Annotated in this window: 14 protein-coding genes; 6 read left to right on the forward strand and 8 right to left on the reverse strand. The window is 60.7% G+C overall.

Annotation, left to right across the window (positions count from 1 at the left end; genetic code table 11):
- Positions 1 to 2: 2 nt before the first annotated feature.
- From H8S56_RS18880 to H8S56_RS18895, 4 genes are read left to right on the forward strand one after another with little or no spacing between them, the layout of a single operon-like run.
- Positions 3 to 746 carry a glycosyltransferase family 2 protein gene (locus H8S56_RS18880; protein ID WP_024695126.1) on the forward strand — a complete coding sequence of 248 codons (744 nt, stop codon included), beginning with the start codon at positions 3 to 5 and terminating at the stop codon, positions 744 to 746.
- The gene (locus H8S56_RS18885; protein WP_024695125.1) at positions 743 to 1,027 is read left to right on the forward strand and encodes a lipid-A-disaccharide synthase N-terminal domain-containing protein; all 285 of its coding nucleotides are present in this window, start codon (positions 743 to 745) and stop codon (positions 1,025 to 1,027) included. Before H8S56_RS18880 ends, H8S56_RS18885 begins: the two co-directional genes overlap by 4 nt.
- The gene (locus H8S56_RS18890; RefSeq protein ID WP_187519469.1) at positions 1,024 to 2,553 is read left to right on the forward strand and encodes an ArnT family glycosyltransferase; all 1,530 of its coding nucleotides are present in this window, start codon (positions 1,024 to 1,026) and stop codon (positions 2,551 to 2,553) included. The genes H8S56_RS18885 and H8S56_RS18890 overlap by 4 nt, the downstream gene beginning before the upstream one ends.
- Positions 2,554 to 2,595: 42 nt before the next feature.
- Positions 2,596 to 3,600, forward strand: coding sequence for an SdiA-regulated domain-containing protein (locus H8S56_RS18895; protein ID WP_187519470.1), 1,005 nt, complete (start codon positions 2,596 to 2,598; stop codon positions 3,598 to 3,600).
- A 21-nt stretch (positions 3,601 to 3,621) separates the two neighbouring features.
- On the opposite strand, the gene H8S56_RS18900 is transcribed toward H8S56_RS18895, so the two are convergent.
- The 5 genes from H8S56_RS18900 to ptsP form a co-directional block, all read right to left on the reverse strand.
- The gene (locus tag H8S56_RS18900) at positions 3,622 to 4,563 is read right to left on the reverse strand and encodes an AEC family transporter (protein WP_024687498.1); all 942 of its coding nucleotides are present in this window, start codon (positions 4,561 to 4,563) and stop codon (positions 3,622 to 3,624) included.
- A 105-nt stretch (positions 4,564 to 4,668) separates the two neighbouring features.
- Positions 4,669 to 6,243: an alkaline phosphatase D family protein gene (locus tag H8S56_RS18905; protein WP_187519471.1), complete on the reverse strand. Its 1,575-nt coding sequence runs from the start codon at positions 6,241 to 6,243 to the stop codon at positions 4,669 to 4,671.
- 196 nt (positions 6,244 to 6,439) lie between these two features.
- A complete protein-coding gene (locus H8S56_RS18910; protein WP_187519472.1) occupies positions 6,440 to 8,182 on the reverse strand; it encodes a PTS fructose-like transporter subunit IIB in 1,743 nt (580 codons plus the stop codon).
- Between the two features lie 12 nt (positions 8,183 to 8,194).
- Complete coding sequence (gene pfkB / locus H8S56_RS18915) at positions 8,195 to 9,136, reverse strand: 1-phosphofructokinase (protein ID WP_187519473.1); 942 nt, start codon at positions 9,134 to 9,136, stop codon at positions 8,195 to 8,197.
- Positions 9,136 to 12,003 (reverse strand): phosphoenolpyruvate--protein phosphotransferase, encoded by a 2,868-nt coding sequence (gene ptsP / locus H8S56_RS18920; RefSeq protein ID WP_187519474.1) that lies wholly within the window; start codon positions 12,001 to 12,003, stop codon positions 9,136 to 9,138. Before ptsP ends, pfkB begins: the two co-directional genes overlap by 1 nt.
- Before the next feature lie 340 nt (positions 12,004 to 12,343).
- On the opposite strand from ptsP, the gene cra reads away from it, so the two are divergent.
- Together cra and H8S56_RS18930 are read left to right on the forward strand one after the other, a co-directional pair.
- A complete protein-coding gene (gene cra / locus H8S56_RS18925; protein ID WP_187519475.1) occupies positions 12,344 to 13,339 on the forward strand; it encodes a catabolite repressor/activator in 996 nt (331 codons plus the stop codon).
- Positions 13,336 to 14,124: a TatD family hydrolase gene (locus H8S56_RS18930; RefSeq protein WP_187519476.1), complete on the forward strand. Its 789-nt coding sequence runs from the start codon at positions 13,336 to 13,338 to the stop codon at positions 14,122 to 14,124. Before cra ends, H8S56_RS18930 begins: the two co-directional genes overlap by 4 nt.
- Before the next feature lie 2 nt (positions 14,125 to 14,126).
- On the opposite strand, the gene ampE is transcribed toward H8S56_RS18930, so the two are convergent.
- From ampE to H8S56_RS18945, 3 genes are all read right to left on the reverse strand, one after another.
- On the reverse strand, positions 14,127 to 14,963 hold the full coding sequence (gene ampE / locus H8S56_RS18935; protein WP_187519477.1) for a regulatory signaling modulator protein AmpE: 837 nt from the start codon (positions 14,961 to 14,963) through the stop codon (positions 14,127 to 14,129).
- A 15-nt stretch (positions 14,964 to 14,978) separates the two neighbouring features.
- Positions 14,979 to 15,527: a 1,6-anhydro-N-acetylmuramyl-L-alanine amidase AmpD gene (ampD, locus tag H8S56_RS18940; RefSeq protein WP_187519478.1), complete on the reverse strand. Its 549-nt coding sequence runs from the start codon at positions 15,525 to 15,527 to the stop codon at positions 14,979 to 14,981.
- Positions 15,528 to 15,689: 162 nt separating this feature from the next.
- Positions 15,690 to 17,945 carry a DUF1631 domain-containing protein gene (locus H8S56_RS18945; RefSeq protein ID WP_187519479.1) on the reverse strand — a complete coding sequence of 752 codons (2,256 nt, stop codon included), beginning with the start codon at positions 17,943 to 17,945 and terminating at the stop codon, positions 15,690 to 15,692.
- Positions 17,946 to 18,255 lie beyond the last annotated feature (310 nt).

Raw genomic sequence — 18,255 nt, forward strand, 5'->3', positions numbered from 1 at the left:
CCATGACCACGCCCATTTTTTTGTCCGTCGTGATTCCCGCTAAAAACGAAGCCGAAAACCTTCCCACGCTGGTCAGGGAAGTCTGTACAGCGCTCGTTGGCGAGCGCTACGAGATACTGGTGGTTGACGACGGCAGCACGGATAACACCCTGCACGTGCTGACGCACCTGAAGGAAAGCGGCCTCGACGCGTTGCGCATCCTGCGCCATGAGCAATCTCTCGGTCAGAGCACATCGATTTATCACGCTGCATTGGCCGCTGAGGGTGAATGGCTGGCGACGCTGGACGGTGACGGCCAGAACGATCCTGCCGACATTCCAGGGATGTTATCGCTGGTACGCGCTCGTCAGGGGGGCCCGGATGCCATCCAACTGGTGGCGGGGCATCGGGTGAATCGCCGTGACACGGCCAGCAAGCGCTGGGCCTCGCGATTCGCGAACGGCCTGCGCAGCCGCCTTCTCAAAGACGCCACACCGGACACCGGCTGTGGCCTGAAGCTGATCGAGCGAGCGGCTTTTTTGCGCCTGCCTTACTTCGACCATATGCACCGATTCATTCCGGCACTCATTCAGCGACACAACGGCCGGATGGTCATCCACCCCGTCAATCACCGCCACCGACAGGCCGGTGTATCCAAGTACGGCAATCTGGACCGGGCGCTGGTCGGCATTCTTGACCTGTTCGGTGTCTGGTGGCTGATCCGCAGGACACGCCTGGATGTCCCGGTACAGGAGCAGCGCCCATGAAACCCGATAGCGAAACCCTCTGGCTAATCCTTGGCTTCGTCGGGCAGGCCGTCTTTACCGGCCGTTTCGTCTTGCAATGGCTGTACAGCGAATTCAAGAAGCGCAGCGTCATTCCGGTGGGCTTCTGGTACCTGAGCATGCTGGGCAGCTCAATTCTTTTGATCTACGCGATCTATCGACAGGACCCTGTGTTCATTGCAGGTCAGTCCTTTGGACTGATCGTGTACATGCGCAACCTTCAGTTGATCAGCCAACAGGCCAAGACACCCAAGGAGCAATGAGTTTGCGAACTTCCTTTTCGCCTCGCCTCGAGGGATGGTTACTGGTCGCGCTGGCCGTCGTGCTGATCGGGGCTGGTCTGGGTTTGCGTCAGCCCCAGAACGTCGACGAGGAACGCTTCCTGGGCGTTGCGCTGGAGATGCTGCAGAACGGGTCCTGGTTCGTCCCCCACAGGGCAGCCGAAATCTATGCCGATAAACCGCCCTTGTTCATGTGGGCGGTTGCATTCTTCATTTGGTTGACCGGCAGCCCGAACATAGCGCTCTATCTGCCCGCGCTGTTCTCGGCAGGCGCGACCACCGCAGTCCTCTTCGACTTGGGAAGACGTCTCTGGAACCGGCGCATCGGTCGATACGCCGCCTTGCTGTTTTTGGCCACTTATCAAACCTATAGCATCCTGCGCACCGGACAGATCGACAGCTTCCTCTGCCTATGGGTCGCGCTTGGGTTCTACGGCCTGGTTCGTCACCTGTTGCTCGGACCGTCCTGGCGCTGGTTTTATTTCAGTTGCGCATCGATGGGCCTGGGAATCATCAGCAAAGGCGTAGGTTTTGTACCGGCCTTGATGCTGATTCCGTATGCCTACGCCGTGCGTAAAAACTGGCAAGGTGTGGTGAAAATGCCTGGCCAGGCTGCACGCTGGGCACTGGGTTTACTGGTGACATTGCTGGCGTGCTGCCTCTGGCTGGTCCCCATGGTGATCTCGGTCGTACGTGACGGGGGGCCGGAAGGCTTTGCTTACATTCATGAAATACTCTTGCACCAGACGGCCAATCGCTACGCCAGTGCGTGGGACCACCGCGAGCCCTTCTGGTATTTCTTTGTCAAAGTCATCCCTCAGTACTGGCTTCCACTTATCTTCGCGCTGCCCTGGCTGATCCCGGCGTGGCGCAGGCAATTGAGCAAACAGGATGGCCGAGTGTTGGTACTGCTTGGCTGGGTGTTGCTGGTGCTGCTGTTCTTCAGCCTTTCCAGTGGCAAACGCAAGCTCTACATCTTTCCGGCGCTCCCCGGCCTGGTACTGGTCGCGGCCCCACTGGTGCCCTGGCTTCTGCGGCGCTGGTTCAAGGAACGCGCCTGGGCTCGGCGAATATTCCCGACAGTGGTCGTTGTATGGCTGGGTCTGTGGTTCGCCAGAGGCTTCGTCGAACCGCTCATCGAAGGTGAGAATCCACACAAGGATCTGATGGAGCAGGCCGCTAAAGTCACTCAGGGAGCCGATCTGGTCCTGGTCAACTGGCGTGAGGGCCACTGGCTTTATGCACGCCAACCCATCGTGCATTTCGGCTTTGCCCGCCCCTTGGCGGTCGAGCAGGCGGCCAAGTGGCTGCGAGAGCACCCCGGCACTTTCGCGCTGGTTCCAGGCGAGCTATTGGCCAACTGTTTCCTGCCGGAAAAGGCTCATGCGCTGGGTCAGACGTCCAGAGCGGACTGGTTCGTGGTCGATACCCAGGCCGACAACGGCGTGTGCCGGCCTGAACGCCCTCTGGAAGTCTATCGATTCGCCTGGAAACAGCCTGTCCAATGATCACCAGCCCAATCGCCAAGCAAGCAGGGAGTGCCTGACGCCATGCTTCTGGACAAGGTAAGAAAGCCGCGCGAGGGTGGGTCGAGCCTGTATCGACGACGAGTCTCACTCGCGCAGATACTGCTCGTCACCGTTACGTTTGGGGTGTTGATGCTGGCATACGGCGTGTCGACACACTTTCAGATCCATCAGCAGCTCTATCAGTACGGCCGCACCTGGTTGAAGGGAAATGAAGCACCCGATAAAAACATCGGGTTGCCGGACTTTCAGGTGGTTGTCGAAGCCAAACCCATCGGCCCGGATGTGGCCAATATCTCGGGAATAGCTTACGACTACGACAACCATCGCCTGCTGGCGGTGACCAACAAGGGGCCGATGCAACTGCTGGCGCTGGACATGAACGGCGACATTCTCGAACGCTACCCCCTGATCGGTTTTGACGACACAGAAGGAGTGGCCTACCTGGGTAACGGACGCGTAGCGCTTTGCGACGAGCAGCTTCAGCAACTGGATATCGTCACCTTGCCGGCAGCCGCTCGTCCAATCCAGGTCGAAGAGGCCCAGTACATTGCGTTAGTGATCAATCCAAGCCTGCACAACAAGGGCTTTGAAGGTGTCACTTACGATCGTGATAACGACCGTCTATTCGCGATCAAGGAGCGTGATCCACGCCAGCTATTCGAGGTTTCTGGCGTCTTGCGGTCCATCGACCAGGGCCGCTTGCAGATAAAAGTTGTCGATCGGCTGGATTGGGTGACAGAGGGTGTTGCTGCCCGTGATCTTTCGGAAGGTTACTACGATCCACGTACCGGACACTTGCTGCTACTCAGTGACCAGTCACGCTCAATCACGGAGCTGGACGGTAACGGAAGATTCGTCAGCATAAGATCGTTGGCAGCGGGACTTTCCGACCTGAAAAACAGCATCCCCCAGCCTGAAGGACTGACCATGGACCGCGATGGCAATCTGTACGTGGTCAGCGAGCCGAATCTGTTTTACAGGTTTTCAAAGGCACAGAAGCAACCTGTTGAACAACCGGGTTACTGAAGGCGAAGACGCCTGGTTTCGTCAGATCCAGCCGCCCCACTGCAGGATAAAAATCCCGATATTGGTCGTCACGGCGGCGGCCAGTGTGGTCAGCACGATGATCGCGGCTGCCAACTCGTAATTGCCATTGGCGGTGCGCGCCATGATGTAGCTGGCGGCGGCGGTCGGACTGCCGAAGTACAGAAACAGAATGCCCAGTTCCGCACCACGAAAGCCCACCAGCCAGGCCGCGAACGTGCACAGCACCGGCAGCCAGACCATCTTCATCACACTGGCACTGATGGCCAGCTTGCCGCTCTTGCGCAGCGAAGCCAGTGACAGCGTACCCCCGATGCAGATCAGCGCCAGCGGCAACGTCATCTGCGCCAGATAGCTGCCGGATGTTTCCAGCCATTTGGGCAGACCGATGCTGAAGTAGGCGAAAGGCGAGGCGATGATCACACTGATGATCAGCGGATTGGCCAATACACTTTTGAACACACTCCACGGGTCGGACTTGATCACCGGGCTGTAGACCGCCAGCACGACGGTCGACAGCGTGTTGTAAAAAACGATGACCAATGCCGCAAGAATCGCGCCCAGTGAAATGCCGTAGGAACCATACATACTGGCGGCCAGGGCAAGACCGATCACGCCGTTATTACCGCGAAATGCGCCCTGCACGTAAACCCCACGGTCTTCCTGCGGGCAGCGCCAGATCGCCCAGCACCAGGTGAACGCGAAACTCAGCAGCGTGGCGACGCCGAAGAAGATCAGCAGTTTGGGTTGCAGCGCCGCGCGCAGGTCGGCGTGGATGATGCCCAGAAACAGCAGCGCAGGCATGGTGACATTGAACACCAGCCCCGACGCTGCAACGATGAAACCATCGTTGATGGCACCGATGCGCTTGAGAAACACACCGAGGAACAGCATGGCGAACACCGGGGCGGTGATGTTCAGGGTTTCAAGAAAAATAGCCAGCATCCAGCGCACCCGGTCCCGTCGATAGGTAGCTGATGATAAGCCACCCACGACGGACGTGTTGCAAGGAATTTCTGCAAACACCGAATCTCCTGACAGCGCGACGCGTCAGACGATGCGACTGACCTCCACCGTCGGCTGCAGTTGGCGCTCGAACACCGACACACCGTCCAGATCGCGCAGGGTCACGGTCATTTCGCCGCTCTGCCCGTCGATATTCACTTCACCGAAGAACTGAAAACCGGCGAACGGTGAGGTGTTCTGCGCGGGCGGTGCCTTCTGGAAGACCAATTCCGGGCCGAAGGTCTTGTCCAGCTTATTGGGCCCGAAGCTGCCTGCGTTCAACGGTCCGGCAACGAATTCCCAGAACGGGTCGAAGTCCTGAAACACGGCCCGATCCGGCTGATAATGATGCGCGGCGCAGTAATGCACGTCCGCCGTCAGCCACACACAGTCACGAATTTTCTGCGCGCGCAGATAGGCCAGCAGCTCGGCCACCTCCAGCTCACGCCCCAGCGCAGGCCCGTCATTGCCGTTGGCAATCGCTTCCCAGCGTGCAACACCTGGGCTGACCTCACCGTCCGGCACCCCCAGACCAATCGGCATGTCAGCTGCGATGACCTTCCATTGTGCCCTGGAGCCTTTGAGCTCACGCTTGAGCCAGTCCAGTTGTTCGCGCCCCAGGAACGCCGTGGTCGGCCCAGGCTTGTCGGCCAGATTGGCGTCGTTGCCATCGCGATAGCTGCGCATGTCGAGGACGAACACATCCAGCATCGGGCCATAGGGGATCTTGCGATAGATCCGCCCGCCGTTATCCGCTTCCTGCAAACGCAGCGGCGCATATTCCAGGTAAGCCTGACGCGCGCGGGAAGACAGCAACTGAATGTCCTTGACCTTGTAGCGGTCATCCAGCTGTTTGCTCGGCGACCAGTTGTTGGTCACTTCGTGGTCATCCCATTGCCAGATTTGCGGCACCTCGGCGTTGAACCGGCGCAAGTTTTCGTCCATCAGGTTGTAGCGGTAGTTGCCGCGGTATTCGTCCAGCGTTTCGGCGACTTTGCTTTTCGCCTCGGTGGTGAGGTTGCGCCAGATGCGTCCATCCTCAACGGTGATCTGCGCCGGGACAGGGCCGTCGGCGTAAATGGTGTCGCCGCTGTGGATAAAAAAGTCCGGAAGACGCAGGCGCATGGCTTCGTAAATACGCATGCCGCCCACGTCCGGGTTGATACCAAAACCCTGCCCGACCGTGTCGCCACTCCACACAAAACGAATATTGCGACGCTGTTGCGGCATGCTGCGCAGATGGCCGAACCAGGGCTCACTGGCAACGCCGCTCTGCGCATCTTCGAACGACACCCGGTAGAAGATCGTCTGATCGACGGGCAGGCCGGTCAGCTCGACGCGGGCGGTGAAATCGGTGCGCTGATCGGCCAGCGCCGACACGACACGTCGCGGCTGGGTAAACATGCTGCGCGTGTCCCACTCCACGATCATGCGCGAAGGTCGGTCGCTGCGACTCCAGACCATCGCACGGTCGCCCAGCACATCACCCGACTGGACGCCGTCGGTCATCTTCGGACGATCCTGCACCGCCGCGATGACCGCCGGCGCAAGCCCTGGCAACAACAACCCGGCCCCGACGGCCTGAATGACACGACGACGCTTGAGATCGAACTGGCTCACGGTTATCCCCTCGCAGACAGGCAAAAGAGCAACCTAGCAGGGGAATGTTGGGGGAGTGTGACAGCGCTTGCGCAGCGTGGGAGACGACTCACACATGAGTGCGAGATACCGCAGCCGCCCACAGAAGAAACAGCTTTTCTTCTGTGGGAGCGGAGTTGTTAAGCACGAGCGTGATCTACATCAGATCAGATGACACTCAAGCGCTGGCCGGGGCGACGTCCATGTCGACCACTTCGGGCCGCTTGAGCACGGCGTACACCACACCCGTCACCACGCTGCCAGCCACGATCGCCAGCAGGTAAAGCAAGGCGTGATTGATGGCGTTGGGGATCAGCATGACGAACAGGCCGCCGTGCGGGGCCATGAGTTTGCAGCCGAAGTACATCGACAGCGCACCGGTCAGTGCACCACCCACGACGCTCGCCGGGATCACGCGCAACGGGTCCTTGGCAGCGAACGGAATCGCACCCTCAGAGATAAAGCACAGCCCCAGCACGAACGCAGCCTTGCCAGCCTCACGCTCGCTCTGGGCAAACTTGCGGCGCGCCAGCAGCGTGGCGATACCCATGCCGATAGGCGGCACCATACCGGCGGCCATCGCAGCGGCCATCGGCGCGTAACTCTGCGACGCGAGCAAGCCGACCGAGAAGGCGTAGGACGCCTTGTTGATCGGCCCACCGAGGTCGACACACATCATCGCGCCCAGCAGCACACCCAGCAGAATCGCGTTGGTGGTGCCCATGCTGTCGAGGAAGTGGGTCAGCGCTTCGAGCATCCCCGCCACCGGCTTGCCGACCACGTAGATCATCACAAGCCCGGTGAACAGGCTAGACAGCAACGGGATGATCAGGATCGGCTTGAGCGCTTCGACACTCGCCGGCAAGCGTGCATAGCGATTGATCGCAGCCGCGCTGTAACCGGCCAGAAAACCGGCCACGATGCCACCGATGAAACCGGCTCCCAGCGTGCTCGCCAGCAGACCACCGATCATGCCCGGCGCCAGGCCCGGCCGGTCAGCGATGGAATACGCGATGTAACCGGCCAGCAACGGCACCATCAGTTTGAACGCCGCCTCGCCACCGATCTGCATCAAGGCGGCGGCCAGCGTGCCCTCCTCCTTGAACGCCGTAATCCCGAACACGAACGAGAGCGCGATCAGCAGACCACCGGCCACCACCATTGGCAGCATGAACGATACGCCGGTCAGAAGGTGCTTGTAGACGCCGGTCTTCTCTTGCGCGGCAGGCGACTTGGCAGCGGTTGCGTCGGACTCGACCTGACCTTCTGCCAGCGCTTTTTTCAGCGTGGCCTCGGACTGTTTAAGTGCGATGCCCGTGCCGCAACGATAGATTTTCTTGCCGACGAAACGGTCGGTGTTGACCTCGATATCCGCGGCCAGCAACACCACGTCCGCGTCAGCGATGGCCTTCGGGCTCAGCGGGTTACGAGCGCCGACCGAACCCTGGGTCTCGACCTGCAGGTCGTAATTCAGACGTTTGGCGGCTTGCTGGATGGCTTCGGCAGCCATAAACGTATGCGCCACGCCAGTCGGGCACGCGGTGATCGCAACAATGCGCGGCTGAGCGCCGGAGCCGGTCGCGGTTTCAGGCGCGACCGCCTGCTGGGCAACGTGGACCTTCGCCTCCTTGTCAGCACGCAGCAGAAAGCCGTCAACGTCCTGCAAGGCATGAGAAGGCGAGTCCTGGAACAGACGCTTGCCGACGAAGCGGCTCAGGTCCACAGGCCCGGTATTGACGACCAGTACCAGATCGGCGGCCTCAATGTCCTGGGCCGACAGTTGGCGATCCGGTTTGTGCGGGTCAATGATCTCGACGCTGGTTTCCCAGCCCTGACGCATCGCCGCCGCTTCGAGCAATCGTGCACTGAGTACGCTGCTGACCTTGCCGTTCGGGCAGGCCGTTACTATGGCTAACTTCATGACGATCCTCTCTTATTGTTCTGTCAGACTGCGCACAGTGACGCCGCCTTCAAGCCGTTTGAGTTGCGCGGCATCGGTGATGCCGAAGCCGATCTGGGTCACTGCCATGGCGGCAATCGCCGTCGCAGTGCGCAATGTTTTGTGCGGCTCATCGCCGCTGATCAGACCGTGAACCATGCCTGCCAGCAGCGAGTCGCCCGCGCCCACGGTGCTGGCGACGGTGACCTTGGGCGGCAGCGAGTGCAGCGCAAGTGTGGGGCTGAACCAGTGCACACCTTCCGATCCCTGGGAAATCACCACGTGCTCGATGCCCTGGGTATGCAGACGAGCCGCCACCTCGGCCTGAGCGGCGATGGAGATGATCGGCGCGTCCAGCGCGTCGGCCAGCTCTTCGGTGTTGGGTTTGATCAGCCACGGACCTGCCGCCAGACCGGCACGCAAGGCCAGACCGCTGCTGTCCAGCGCGACTTTCAGGCCCAGGTCCTTGAGCATCATCAGGAGTTTTTGCAGCCATTCAGGCGTTACACCACGTGGCAGGCTGCCAGCAACGACGACCGCATCGAAACCCGGCGCGATCTGCTGCACCCGGGCGAACAGCGCCTGCTGCGCCTCGTCACTGACCTGCGGGCCGGGGCCATTCAGGTCGGTGATGCGGCCGCTGCCTTCGGCCAGCTTGATGTTGCTGCGGGTTTCGCCCGGCACGCGCACGAACTCGTCTACGAAGCCTCGACGCTCGAACAGCGCCTCGAACGCCTGCTGATTGTCGATGCCCAGAAATCCGGCGACGGTCAGGTCATGTCCCAGGTCGGCCAACACTTGCGCCACATTCAGGCCCTTGCCCGCCGCGTGAGTGAGCATCGCGTTGCTACGATTGACCTGGCCCAGTTCGATCTGCCCCAACTGCACAGTCAGGTCCAGCGCCGGGTTCATGGTCAGGGTAAGAATCTTCGCCATTACAAGGCCTCCACGAGAGCACGGACTTCGGCGGCACTGCCCACCGTCAACGCAGTTTGCGCCAGTTGACGCGCGCTGCTCAGACTCAGCTCACGGACGCAGGCCTTGACCTCGCCGATACTGCGCGCTGAAACGCTCAACTCGTCCACACCCAGGCCGACCAGTACCGGCACGGCCAGCGGATCTGCCGCCAGTTCACCGCAGACGCCGACCCATTTGCCATTGGCATGAGCAGCGCGAACGGTCATATCGATCAGTTGCAACACTGAAGGGTGCAGACCATCAGCCTGCGCCGACAGGGTCGGGTGACCGCGATCGATGGCCATGGTGTATTGGGTCAGGTCATTGGTGCCGATGCTGAAAAAGTCGACTTCTTTGGCCAGCACCGGCGCAATCAGCGCAGCGGACGGCACTTCGATCATGATCCCCAGTTGCAGGTCACTGACCGGAATTTCCTCACGCAGGCGCTGGGTCATGTCCCGCGCCTGACGCCATTCCTCGACGGTGCCGATCATGGGAAACATGATCCGCAGCGGCCCGCTGTTGGCGGCGCGCAACAGCGCACGCAGCTGGCTTTCCATCACGTCCGGGCGCTGCAACGTCAGGCGGATGCCGCGCACGCCGAGGAACGGGTTTTCTTCTTTATCGATGGGCCAGTACGGCAGCGGCTTGTCGCCGCCCACGTCCAGCGTGCGCACCACCAGCGGACGCCCGCCCAGGTCTTCGAGCACGCGGCGGTACTCGGCTTCCTGTGTCGCTTCGTCCGGGGCCTGTGAATGCGCCATGAACAGCAACTCGGTACGCAGCAGACCGACGCCTTCGGCGCCCTGCTCAACCGCAGCCGGTGTGCCAGTGCTGTCGCCGATGTTGGCGAACACTTCAACCGCGTGACCGTCGCGGGTCACCGCAGGCTCCATGCGCAGCGCTGCGGCTTCCTTGAGACGTTGCTCGCGTGCATCGCGATCCTCAATGGCACGTTGCAAGGTGGCGTCGTCCGGGGCCACCGTCAAACGGCCGCGCTGGCTGTCCAGCAGCAGCACAGTGCCCGGCTTGAGCAGCAGCACTTCATCACCCGCACCGACCAGCGCCGGAATGCCCAGCGCACGCGCAACGATGGCGCTGTGCGCCGTCGCACCGCCGCGAGCCGTCAGAATGCCCGCTACCTGCGCCGGGTCCAGACGCGCCACGTCGGATGGACCGACTTCGTCCATCACCAGAATGTAAGGTTCGTCGGGCGCGGCAACGGTTTCGACGCCGCAGATTTGCGCCAGCACACGACGACCGACGTCACGCAGGTCTGCCGCACGCTCGGCAAGCAGCGCGTCTTGCAACTGTTCCTGCTGCACGGCAGCCGCCTCGATCACGCTCGCCCAGGCAGCGGCAGCGCTTTCGTCGCGGTTCAGACGCTGTTCGACTTCGTGGGTCAATTCCGGGTCGTCGAGCATCTCCTGGTGGGTGATGAAGATTTCACGGATAGCCTTGGCCTTGCTGCGCTGGATCAGGTTTTCGATGTCGCGGCGCACTTCAGCCAGCGCCTTTTGCAGGCGCTCGCGTTCGGCGGCGACCGACTCGCCCTGCTGAGGGTATTCGAAGGCCTGCAACACCTGAATATGCGCCGGGCCAATCGCAATGCCCGGCGAGGCGGATACGGCTTGCAACACGCTGCCGGCTGCCGGTGCATTGACCGGTTTGGCAACGGCGGCTGGCGCGGGTGCTGCCTTGGTTTCGGACTCGACCGGCAGTGGCTCGACCTCCTCACCCAGGCCCTGCGCTACCGCTGCCAGCAAGGCAGGCAAGGCGTCAGGGGCGATGGTCGGTTCAGCGATGAATTCCAGCGTCTGACCGCGACGTGCGCCCAGGCTGAGCAGCTTGCTCAAGCTTTTGGCAGAGACGGCGCTATCGCCGGTTTCCACGATACGCACGCGAATCTCGCCCTCGAACTCCTTGGCCAGTTGCGCAAGGATTTTCGCCGGGCGCGCGTGCAGCCCATGGGCGTTGGCCAGCTTGATCTGCTCGGCGGGCCATTCGGCAGGCAATTCGCCACCAAGGGCCTGCAACACCACACGACTGTTGGTGGCGTGGCCCAGTTCGTGGCCGCGACCTTCGATCAACAAAAGGCACAAGCGCTCAAGCAACGCCTGATGCGCCTCACCGAGACTGGCCAGACAGAACAGGCCGGTCAGCGGCTGACCCAGATAACGAATCGGTTTATCGGGCGTGACAAACGCCAGGCCCGGACGCTTGACGGTCTGCTCGCTGTGCAGCCACCACAGGCCATCACCCAGCGACAGTGCCTCGACTTGCTGCAACACCGCAGCGAAACCGTTACTGACACAATCGGCCTTGCGCAGCAGACGTGCGCCGCGCCATACCAGTTCTTCGAAATCGTCGGCCGATACACCCAGGCTGATCATTTGCGCATCGAGCGCCAGTTCCTGCGGTGCGCCTTGCAGCAGTTTAAGCAGATCTTCCGGGGTCTGAGCTTCTCGCAGCGCCTGGCCGAGGTCTTCCTCGCCCAACGCGCGGGTCAACAGTTGCAGCAGGCGCAGGTGCTCATCGGACTTGGCCGCGATACCAATCGCCAGATACACCATCTGGCCATCGCCCCAGTCCACCCCTTCGGGGAACTGCATCAGGCGCACGCCAGTGGTGGCAACAAGGTCGCGGGTTTCGGGGGTGCCGTGGGGGATGGCAATACCCTGACCCAGAAAGGTAGAGCCTTGCTGTTCGCGGTTCATCAACCCGGTGAGATAGCCTTGTGCAACCAGGCCGTCGGCGACCAGATGTTCGGCAATCAATTCAAGTGCGGCAGTTTTATCCACAGCCGACTGGGCCATGGATATTTGCTCCAGAGTGAGTTCGAGCATTGCCTTGACTCCTGTGCAGCGCCAAGGCGCCACTTGATTCTTGTTTTAATGACGATCTGACATGATCGACAGCTTGGGGTAGATGAAACGCTCTCCATCGGACATCGGTTTCATCTCGATTGCAGCAGACAATGCGAAAGCTGAATCGTTTAATCTACAATTGTCCGGCACGTTACTCGATTCTTGGGATTCATTGAAGCCCAGTCGGTCTGATCCTGTAGGAGAAGTCCCAAAATACTTGCAGTAGTTGGGGTTGTGCCACGGTCTCGTGTAAAGATGACCGTCATACAAAAGTTTTTCGACTGTCGTAAGCCACGCCAATAACAAAAGGAAATTTGCGGTGAAACTGAGCGATATTGCGCGTCTGGCAGGTGTGTCCGTCACCACGGCCAGCTACGTGATCAACGGCAAGGCTGAACAACAGCGCATCAGCCCCGCCACGGTCGAGCGAGTACGTGCTGTGGTCGAAGAGCATGACTTTCGTCCCAACCCACAGGCAGCCGGCCTGCGCAGCCGAAACAGCAAGACCCTGGGGTTTATCCTCCCTGACCTTGAAAACCCCAGTTATGCGCGCATCGCAAAACTTCTGGAGCAAGGTGCAAGGGCGCTGGGTTATCAGTTGCTGATCGCCAGCTCCGATGACGACCCCGTCAGCGAGCGCCAACTGCTGCAGGTGTTTCGCGCACGCCGCTGCGACGCGTTGCTGGTCGCCAGTTGCCTGCCGCCGAGCGACGACAGCTACCGCGAGCTACAACTCAAGGGTTTGCCGATCATCGCCATCGACCGTGAAATGAACCCGGAGTTTTTCTGCTCGGTGGTCAGCGACGACCACGACGCGAGCCTGCAACTGACTCACAGCCTGCTGGAAACCAGGCCCCGGCACATCGCCCTGATTGGTGCGCGACCTGAGCTGAGCATCAGCCGGGCGCGCGCCGCCGGCTTCGAACATGCGCTCGCAGGCTTTGCCGGCACCACCATCGTAGAGCACGGAGAGGCGTTCAGCAGGCAGTGCGGTCAACGCCTGATGACCGAGATGCTCGAGCGCCTGGGACAATTTCCCGACGCAATGATCACCACCTCGTATGTGCTGCTGCAAGGCGTTTTCGACGTCCTGCAAAGCCGGACGCTGAATTCGACTCCACTGCATCTGGGCACGTTCGGTGACACGCAACTGCTGGATTTCCTGCCGTTGCCGGTCAATGCCATGGCGCAGCAGCATCAGAAGATTGCCGATACCGCGCTGCAACTGGCCCTGGACGCCATTCAGAAAAATGAATACCAACCCGGCGTGCATGCCATCGTGCGCACCTTCAAGCAACGCATTCACGGGGTGTGAGCGTGGCGCTGATCGATACCCACACGCACCTCGACTTCCCGGACTTCGATGCGGACCGTGCGCACGTCCTGGAAAACTGTCGCGTGCTGGGTGTCCAGCGCATGGTGGTGCTGGGGGTTTATCAGCGTAATTGGCAGCGACTGTGGGACCTGACCGAACAGAACCCTGCCCTGCACGCCGCCTTTGGGCTGCACCCGGTCTATATCGACGAGCACCGCCCAGAGCATCTGACGCAGCTGGGTGACTGGCTCACACGCCTCAACGGTCATTCTCAGTTGTGTGCGGTGGGCGAGATCGGGCTGGATTACTACGTTGAAGGCCTGGACAAAGCGCGTCAGCAACAGGTGTTCGAGGCGCAGTTACAACTGGCAGCGGACTTCGATCTACCGGTCTTGCTGCATGTCAGGCGCAGCCATGCCGATGTGATCGCGACACTCAAACGCTACGCACTCAAGCGCAGCGGCATCGTTCACGCCTTTGCCGGCAGTCGGGAAGAAGCGCGGGAGTACATCAAGCTGGGGTTCAGACTCGGGCTGGGTGGCGCAGCGACCTGGCCGCAGGCGTTGCGCATGCACCGGGTAATTGCCGAACTGCCGATGCAAAGCGTGGTATTGGAGACCGACTCGCCGGACATGGCCCCTGCCATGTACCCCAACCAGCGCAACAGCCCGGAACATTTGCCGGACATTTGCACCGCACTGGCGAAGCTGATGAACGTCAGCTCCGCGCAGTTGGCCGAGGCCAGCACGCGCAACGCCTGCGAGCTATTCGGCTGGTCCTGCTGACGTCAGACCAGCAAGGTCCACAGGGCAAACCCTGTGTACCAGACAATCGCCGCACGGATCAGCAGCTCCCAGAGCATGTCGAGACTGTTCACGCCTTCGCTGCCCAGCGCAGGCGCCGGTACGTCGCTGGCTGCGCAGCCGATGCGATTGATCAGTTGGGGCGCGCTGATGTTCCAGTTGAGCAACTCATGCAGCATCACCCGGCTGACTGCAACGAAATTGCCAACCAGAGCGAAGCTGACGGCCAGCAACCTGACCGGCACCCAGTCGAAGGCATGACGCAGTTGCGCAGCGCGCTCGACCAGGGCCGGAGTCTTGCCGTGCTCGGCAGCCAGCGCCAGCAGGCGATACGCCAGCGCCGCAACCGGCCCCAGCAGGAAGTACCAGAAGATCACCGCAAAGAAACTCTGATAGGCCTGCCAGAGCATGTAGCCCTGAACGCCCTGCAACAGTTGCTGACTGTCATCGGCCAGGACGCCCATGTCCCGCTCGGCCACATGCACGGCTGCCTGTGAATCGGCACGTCGACAGGCATCGCGAAACGGACCGAGCGCTGCAAGCAGATCGCCTCTGCCCAGGCTGTAGATCAGCACCAGCAGGTGGATGGGCAGCGCCAGCCAGCCATACGCCACCGAACCGACGACCGTCAGCGCCAGTTGCAGCAGCACGACCGGCAGCAGAATCAGCAGCGCCAGGATCAGCCAGGGCCGCGACGCCGTTCGGGGACCGGCCTCAAGCTTGGCCAGCTCGCCCAACCAGGGGCCATCACGCTGCACACGTTGACGCAGCGCAGAGAACTTCTCCACCCAGACCGCCAGCAACAACACCAGAAAACTCATCGTTCGTCCCTCACATCATTCCTGCAGCGCCGCGTGAAATCCTGCCCAGTCAAAACAAGGCCCCGGATCGGTCTTGCGCCCTGGCGCAATGTCACTGTGACCACAGATACGCTCAGCGGTAATGCCCGGATACGCGGCACGCAACTGACGCGTCAAGTCGGCCAGTGCTGCGTATTGCGTATCGGTAAAAGGCTGATCATCAGTGCCTTCAAGCTCAATGCCGATGGAAAAGTCGTTGCAGCCTTCACGACCCTGAAAGCAGGAAACGCCTGCGTGCCACGCCCGATCCAGACAAGAGACGAACTGAATCACGTCGCCATCACGTTCAATCAGAAAATGCGCCGAAACCGTCAGATGGGCAATGCCTTCGAAATAAGGATGCTCCGATGTGTCCAGCCGATTCTGAAACAGGGCGTGTACCTTGCCCGTCTTGAACTGGCCGGGCGGCAGGCTGATGTTGTGGATCACCAAGAGCGAGATCTCGCCGTCGGGTCGCGAATTGAAGTTGGGCGACGGGCAGTGCTGCGCGCCTGTGCACCAACCGCTTGCGCAATCGAGCCGCATGAAAGCTCCTTGAGCGGACAACTGGATAGCGCTCAGTATGCCCGCGATGGAAAACGATGTGGGGGTTGTCACCCTGCCGGTGTTGTACGAAATGACTTAAAGACGTGCAGCACCTGCCCCACACGCCGTCGCAGCCCAGAGCAGACGACAGCGCCAGGGGCGTCAGGCGCCTTTCTTGAGCTTGCGCAATTGACTGACCACCGACTCCAGCGCACGGTCGAACAGCAGGGCATCGTCGAGAATCCGCACCGCACCGCGGCGAAACTCGACGGCCAGCCCTATCCGGGTCTTTTCCAGCACCTTCATGCCGGTGCGGTTGACGAAAATGTAGCGCCCGCCGGGCTCGACGATAGCGGTCAGCTTGCAGCGCAGCTTGTGCTCTTCGTCTTCCTGAATTTCGACCCAGCAGCCAACCCGCAACGTATCCACCATCTGCAAACCGGCGTCATTCTCCGGCAGTTGCACGGGCATCTCTTGAAGCAGGGCTTCTTCGGGTGCAATCAGGACAATTTCTTCCATGACTTGCATCATGGGCGGGCCCTCGAACGCTGTGACGGACGCCGGCATGCCTGCCGCAGCCTCATCACCAGATACCTCGTGCAGCCGGGACAGATGCTGGAACGCCTGGACATGCAGCGACTCGAGCTGGCTGAAAAACTCGCTGGTGGCAAAAGGGTCGAACGCCGCGCTGGTCAGGCCATCGCGCAGCGCCTTGAGCAGACCGGGAACCAGATCCAGCAGTCGCTGACACGCTTGCGGATCGTTGTGCAGTTCAACACTCCAGATCAGCTCGTCCATGGTTACCAGCCCCGCCTGCCACTCGCTGGAGCCATCACCGTGCTTGAGGCAGGTCAGCAACAGGACCTTGCTCCAGGCTTCTTGCAACAGGCGCACAACGGCCTCGGGCAGTGTCTTGCCCAGCAGACGTCGATTGAGTTCCTGCTGCACACGCTGACGCGCCAGTTCGGCGCGGGCACGCCCTTCTTCGGCGTCGCGGGTACGTTGCTCAAGCAGTTCGCTGCGCCGACGCTCATCGCTGGTGAACGCCAGAAAATCGGCCAGCAACTCGGAAAAAATCACCGGGTCGTCGACAAAATCGTTAAGCAGCCGCTGCACGATCTGCTCGACACGCATGTAGAGCGAGTCGCGCTGATAATCATCACGCCCACCCCAGCCGAGCGCTGCTGTGGCGATTTCATTGAGCAGACGACGGGCAGGATGACTGCCACGGCTGAAGAAACTTTTATCGAGCACCGCCACTTTGAGCATCGGAATCTGCAGACGCCCGATCAGGGCAAGCAGAGAAGGCGGCAGGTTGCGGTCATCGAGGATGAATTCGAACAACATCGCAATCAGGTTGATGACATCTTCATCACCCGCACCCACACCACGGGACTTGCCGCTCCTGACGCTGACACGCGTGAGCAATTGCTCAAGCTGATCACGCAGGTCGAAGTCGTCAGAGGCCTGCTGTGCTGGCACGTACTGCTGCAAGTGCGAAAGCAGACGCAGCAGGTCCTTGCTGGAGATGGGGCGTACTTCGGTGTTGGGTTCGTGGCGTGGTGTCAGATTGCCCCTGACCTGCAGTAACAGCTCCTGCAACGCCGAAAACACTTCTTGCACGCCTTTATCGAGCTTATCGGCTGCCTCGGCCAACGCAGGGGCGGACAACTCCGAACTACGAACGCGCGGCGTCGGATGGTCAGACGCACGACGCGCAGGCAAGGCCTTCATGTCCGGCAGGATACCGGTGGCGATCAACAGCTGATTCGCTTCACCATAAAGATGGTCGGCGTTGCTCAGCACGTAGCGTTCGAAGAGCTTGAGAATGATCAGCTTGACCTTGATCTCGACACCCAGACTGCGTGCGGCTTCGAGAAAAAGCCTGCACAGAATCGCCGGCCCCATGGGATTGGTCTCATCCGTCACAGGCTGTGGCAGCAATGCGTTGAGGCGCAAAGTGAAGTGGCCCAGCGCAAGGCCGTCGCGGCTCATGACTTTAGTGACCATCGCATCGACGGCAACGGTCTTTTCGAGCTCGTCATTCGGCACCAGCGCAAGCTTGTCGAACGATACGGACGCAGACAGCACGGGCTCGCTCACTCGATACTGGCCAAGCGCCAGAAAGGATTCATAGAACTTGTCGAGAAAGCCGCGCTCTATGCTTTTACGCTTGAGGCGCAAGTCCCGCATCGCTTCAAAGAAAAGGTTTTGCTCGCTGTTGCTGCTGGCGCGGTCAGCCATCTCGAACAGGGTATCGTCGGCGTTGTCGAAAAGCGCTTGCAATGCGTCCTTGAGATGCTGTGCAGCCTTGTCACGCACTTGCAGTAAAACCACGGGCAAGCGGGACAGGGGCGCACTGCCTCCTGGAACGGAGGATATCTTGCTTAACGGCACTACATTTTCGTCGTTCGGCATTACACCCCCTGACAGGAACTTCCTGAGCGCATCACAACGCGGCCTGCAGCCTGCGTCGCTCAACGATCCCCTTGGCTGGCGCCACGTCAAACCTATGACGTCAAATACAAGTCGGATTATCTTTCAAAACTTGTCATCGACGCCAGCTAAGTCTTTTCGTCCCCGCAAACGAGGGCGGCACTGCCTCTATGCGGGGATAGACCGCGTCATTTGCGTTACATCGCAAAGCTTTTTGATAAACCGACCAACAGCATGTCTTGAATGCAGGACAAGGCAGCCCGCGCGGGTGGGTTGAACGGGAGCGGTGCCT

The sequence above is a fragment of the Pseudomonas triticifolii genome (assembly GCF_014358015.1).
GTDB lineage: Bacteria > Pseudomonadota > Gammaproteobacteria > Pseudomonadales > Pseudomonadaceae > Aquipseudomonas > Aquipseudomonas triticifolii.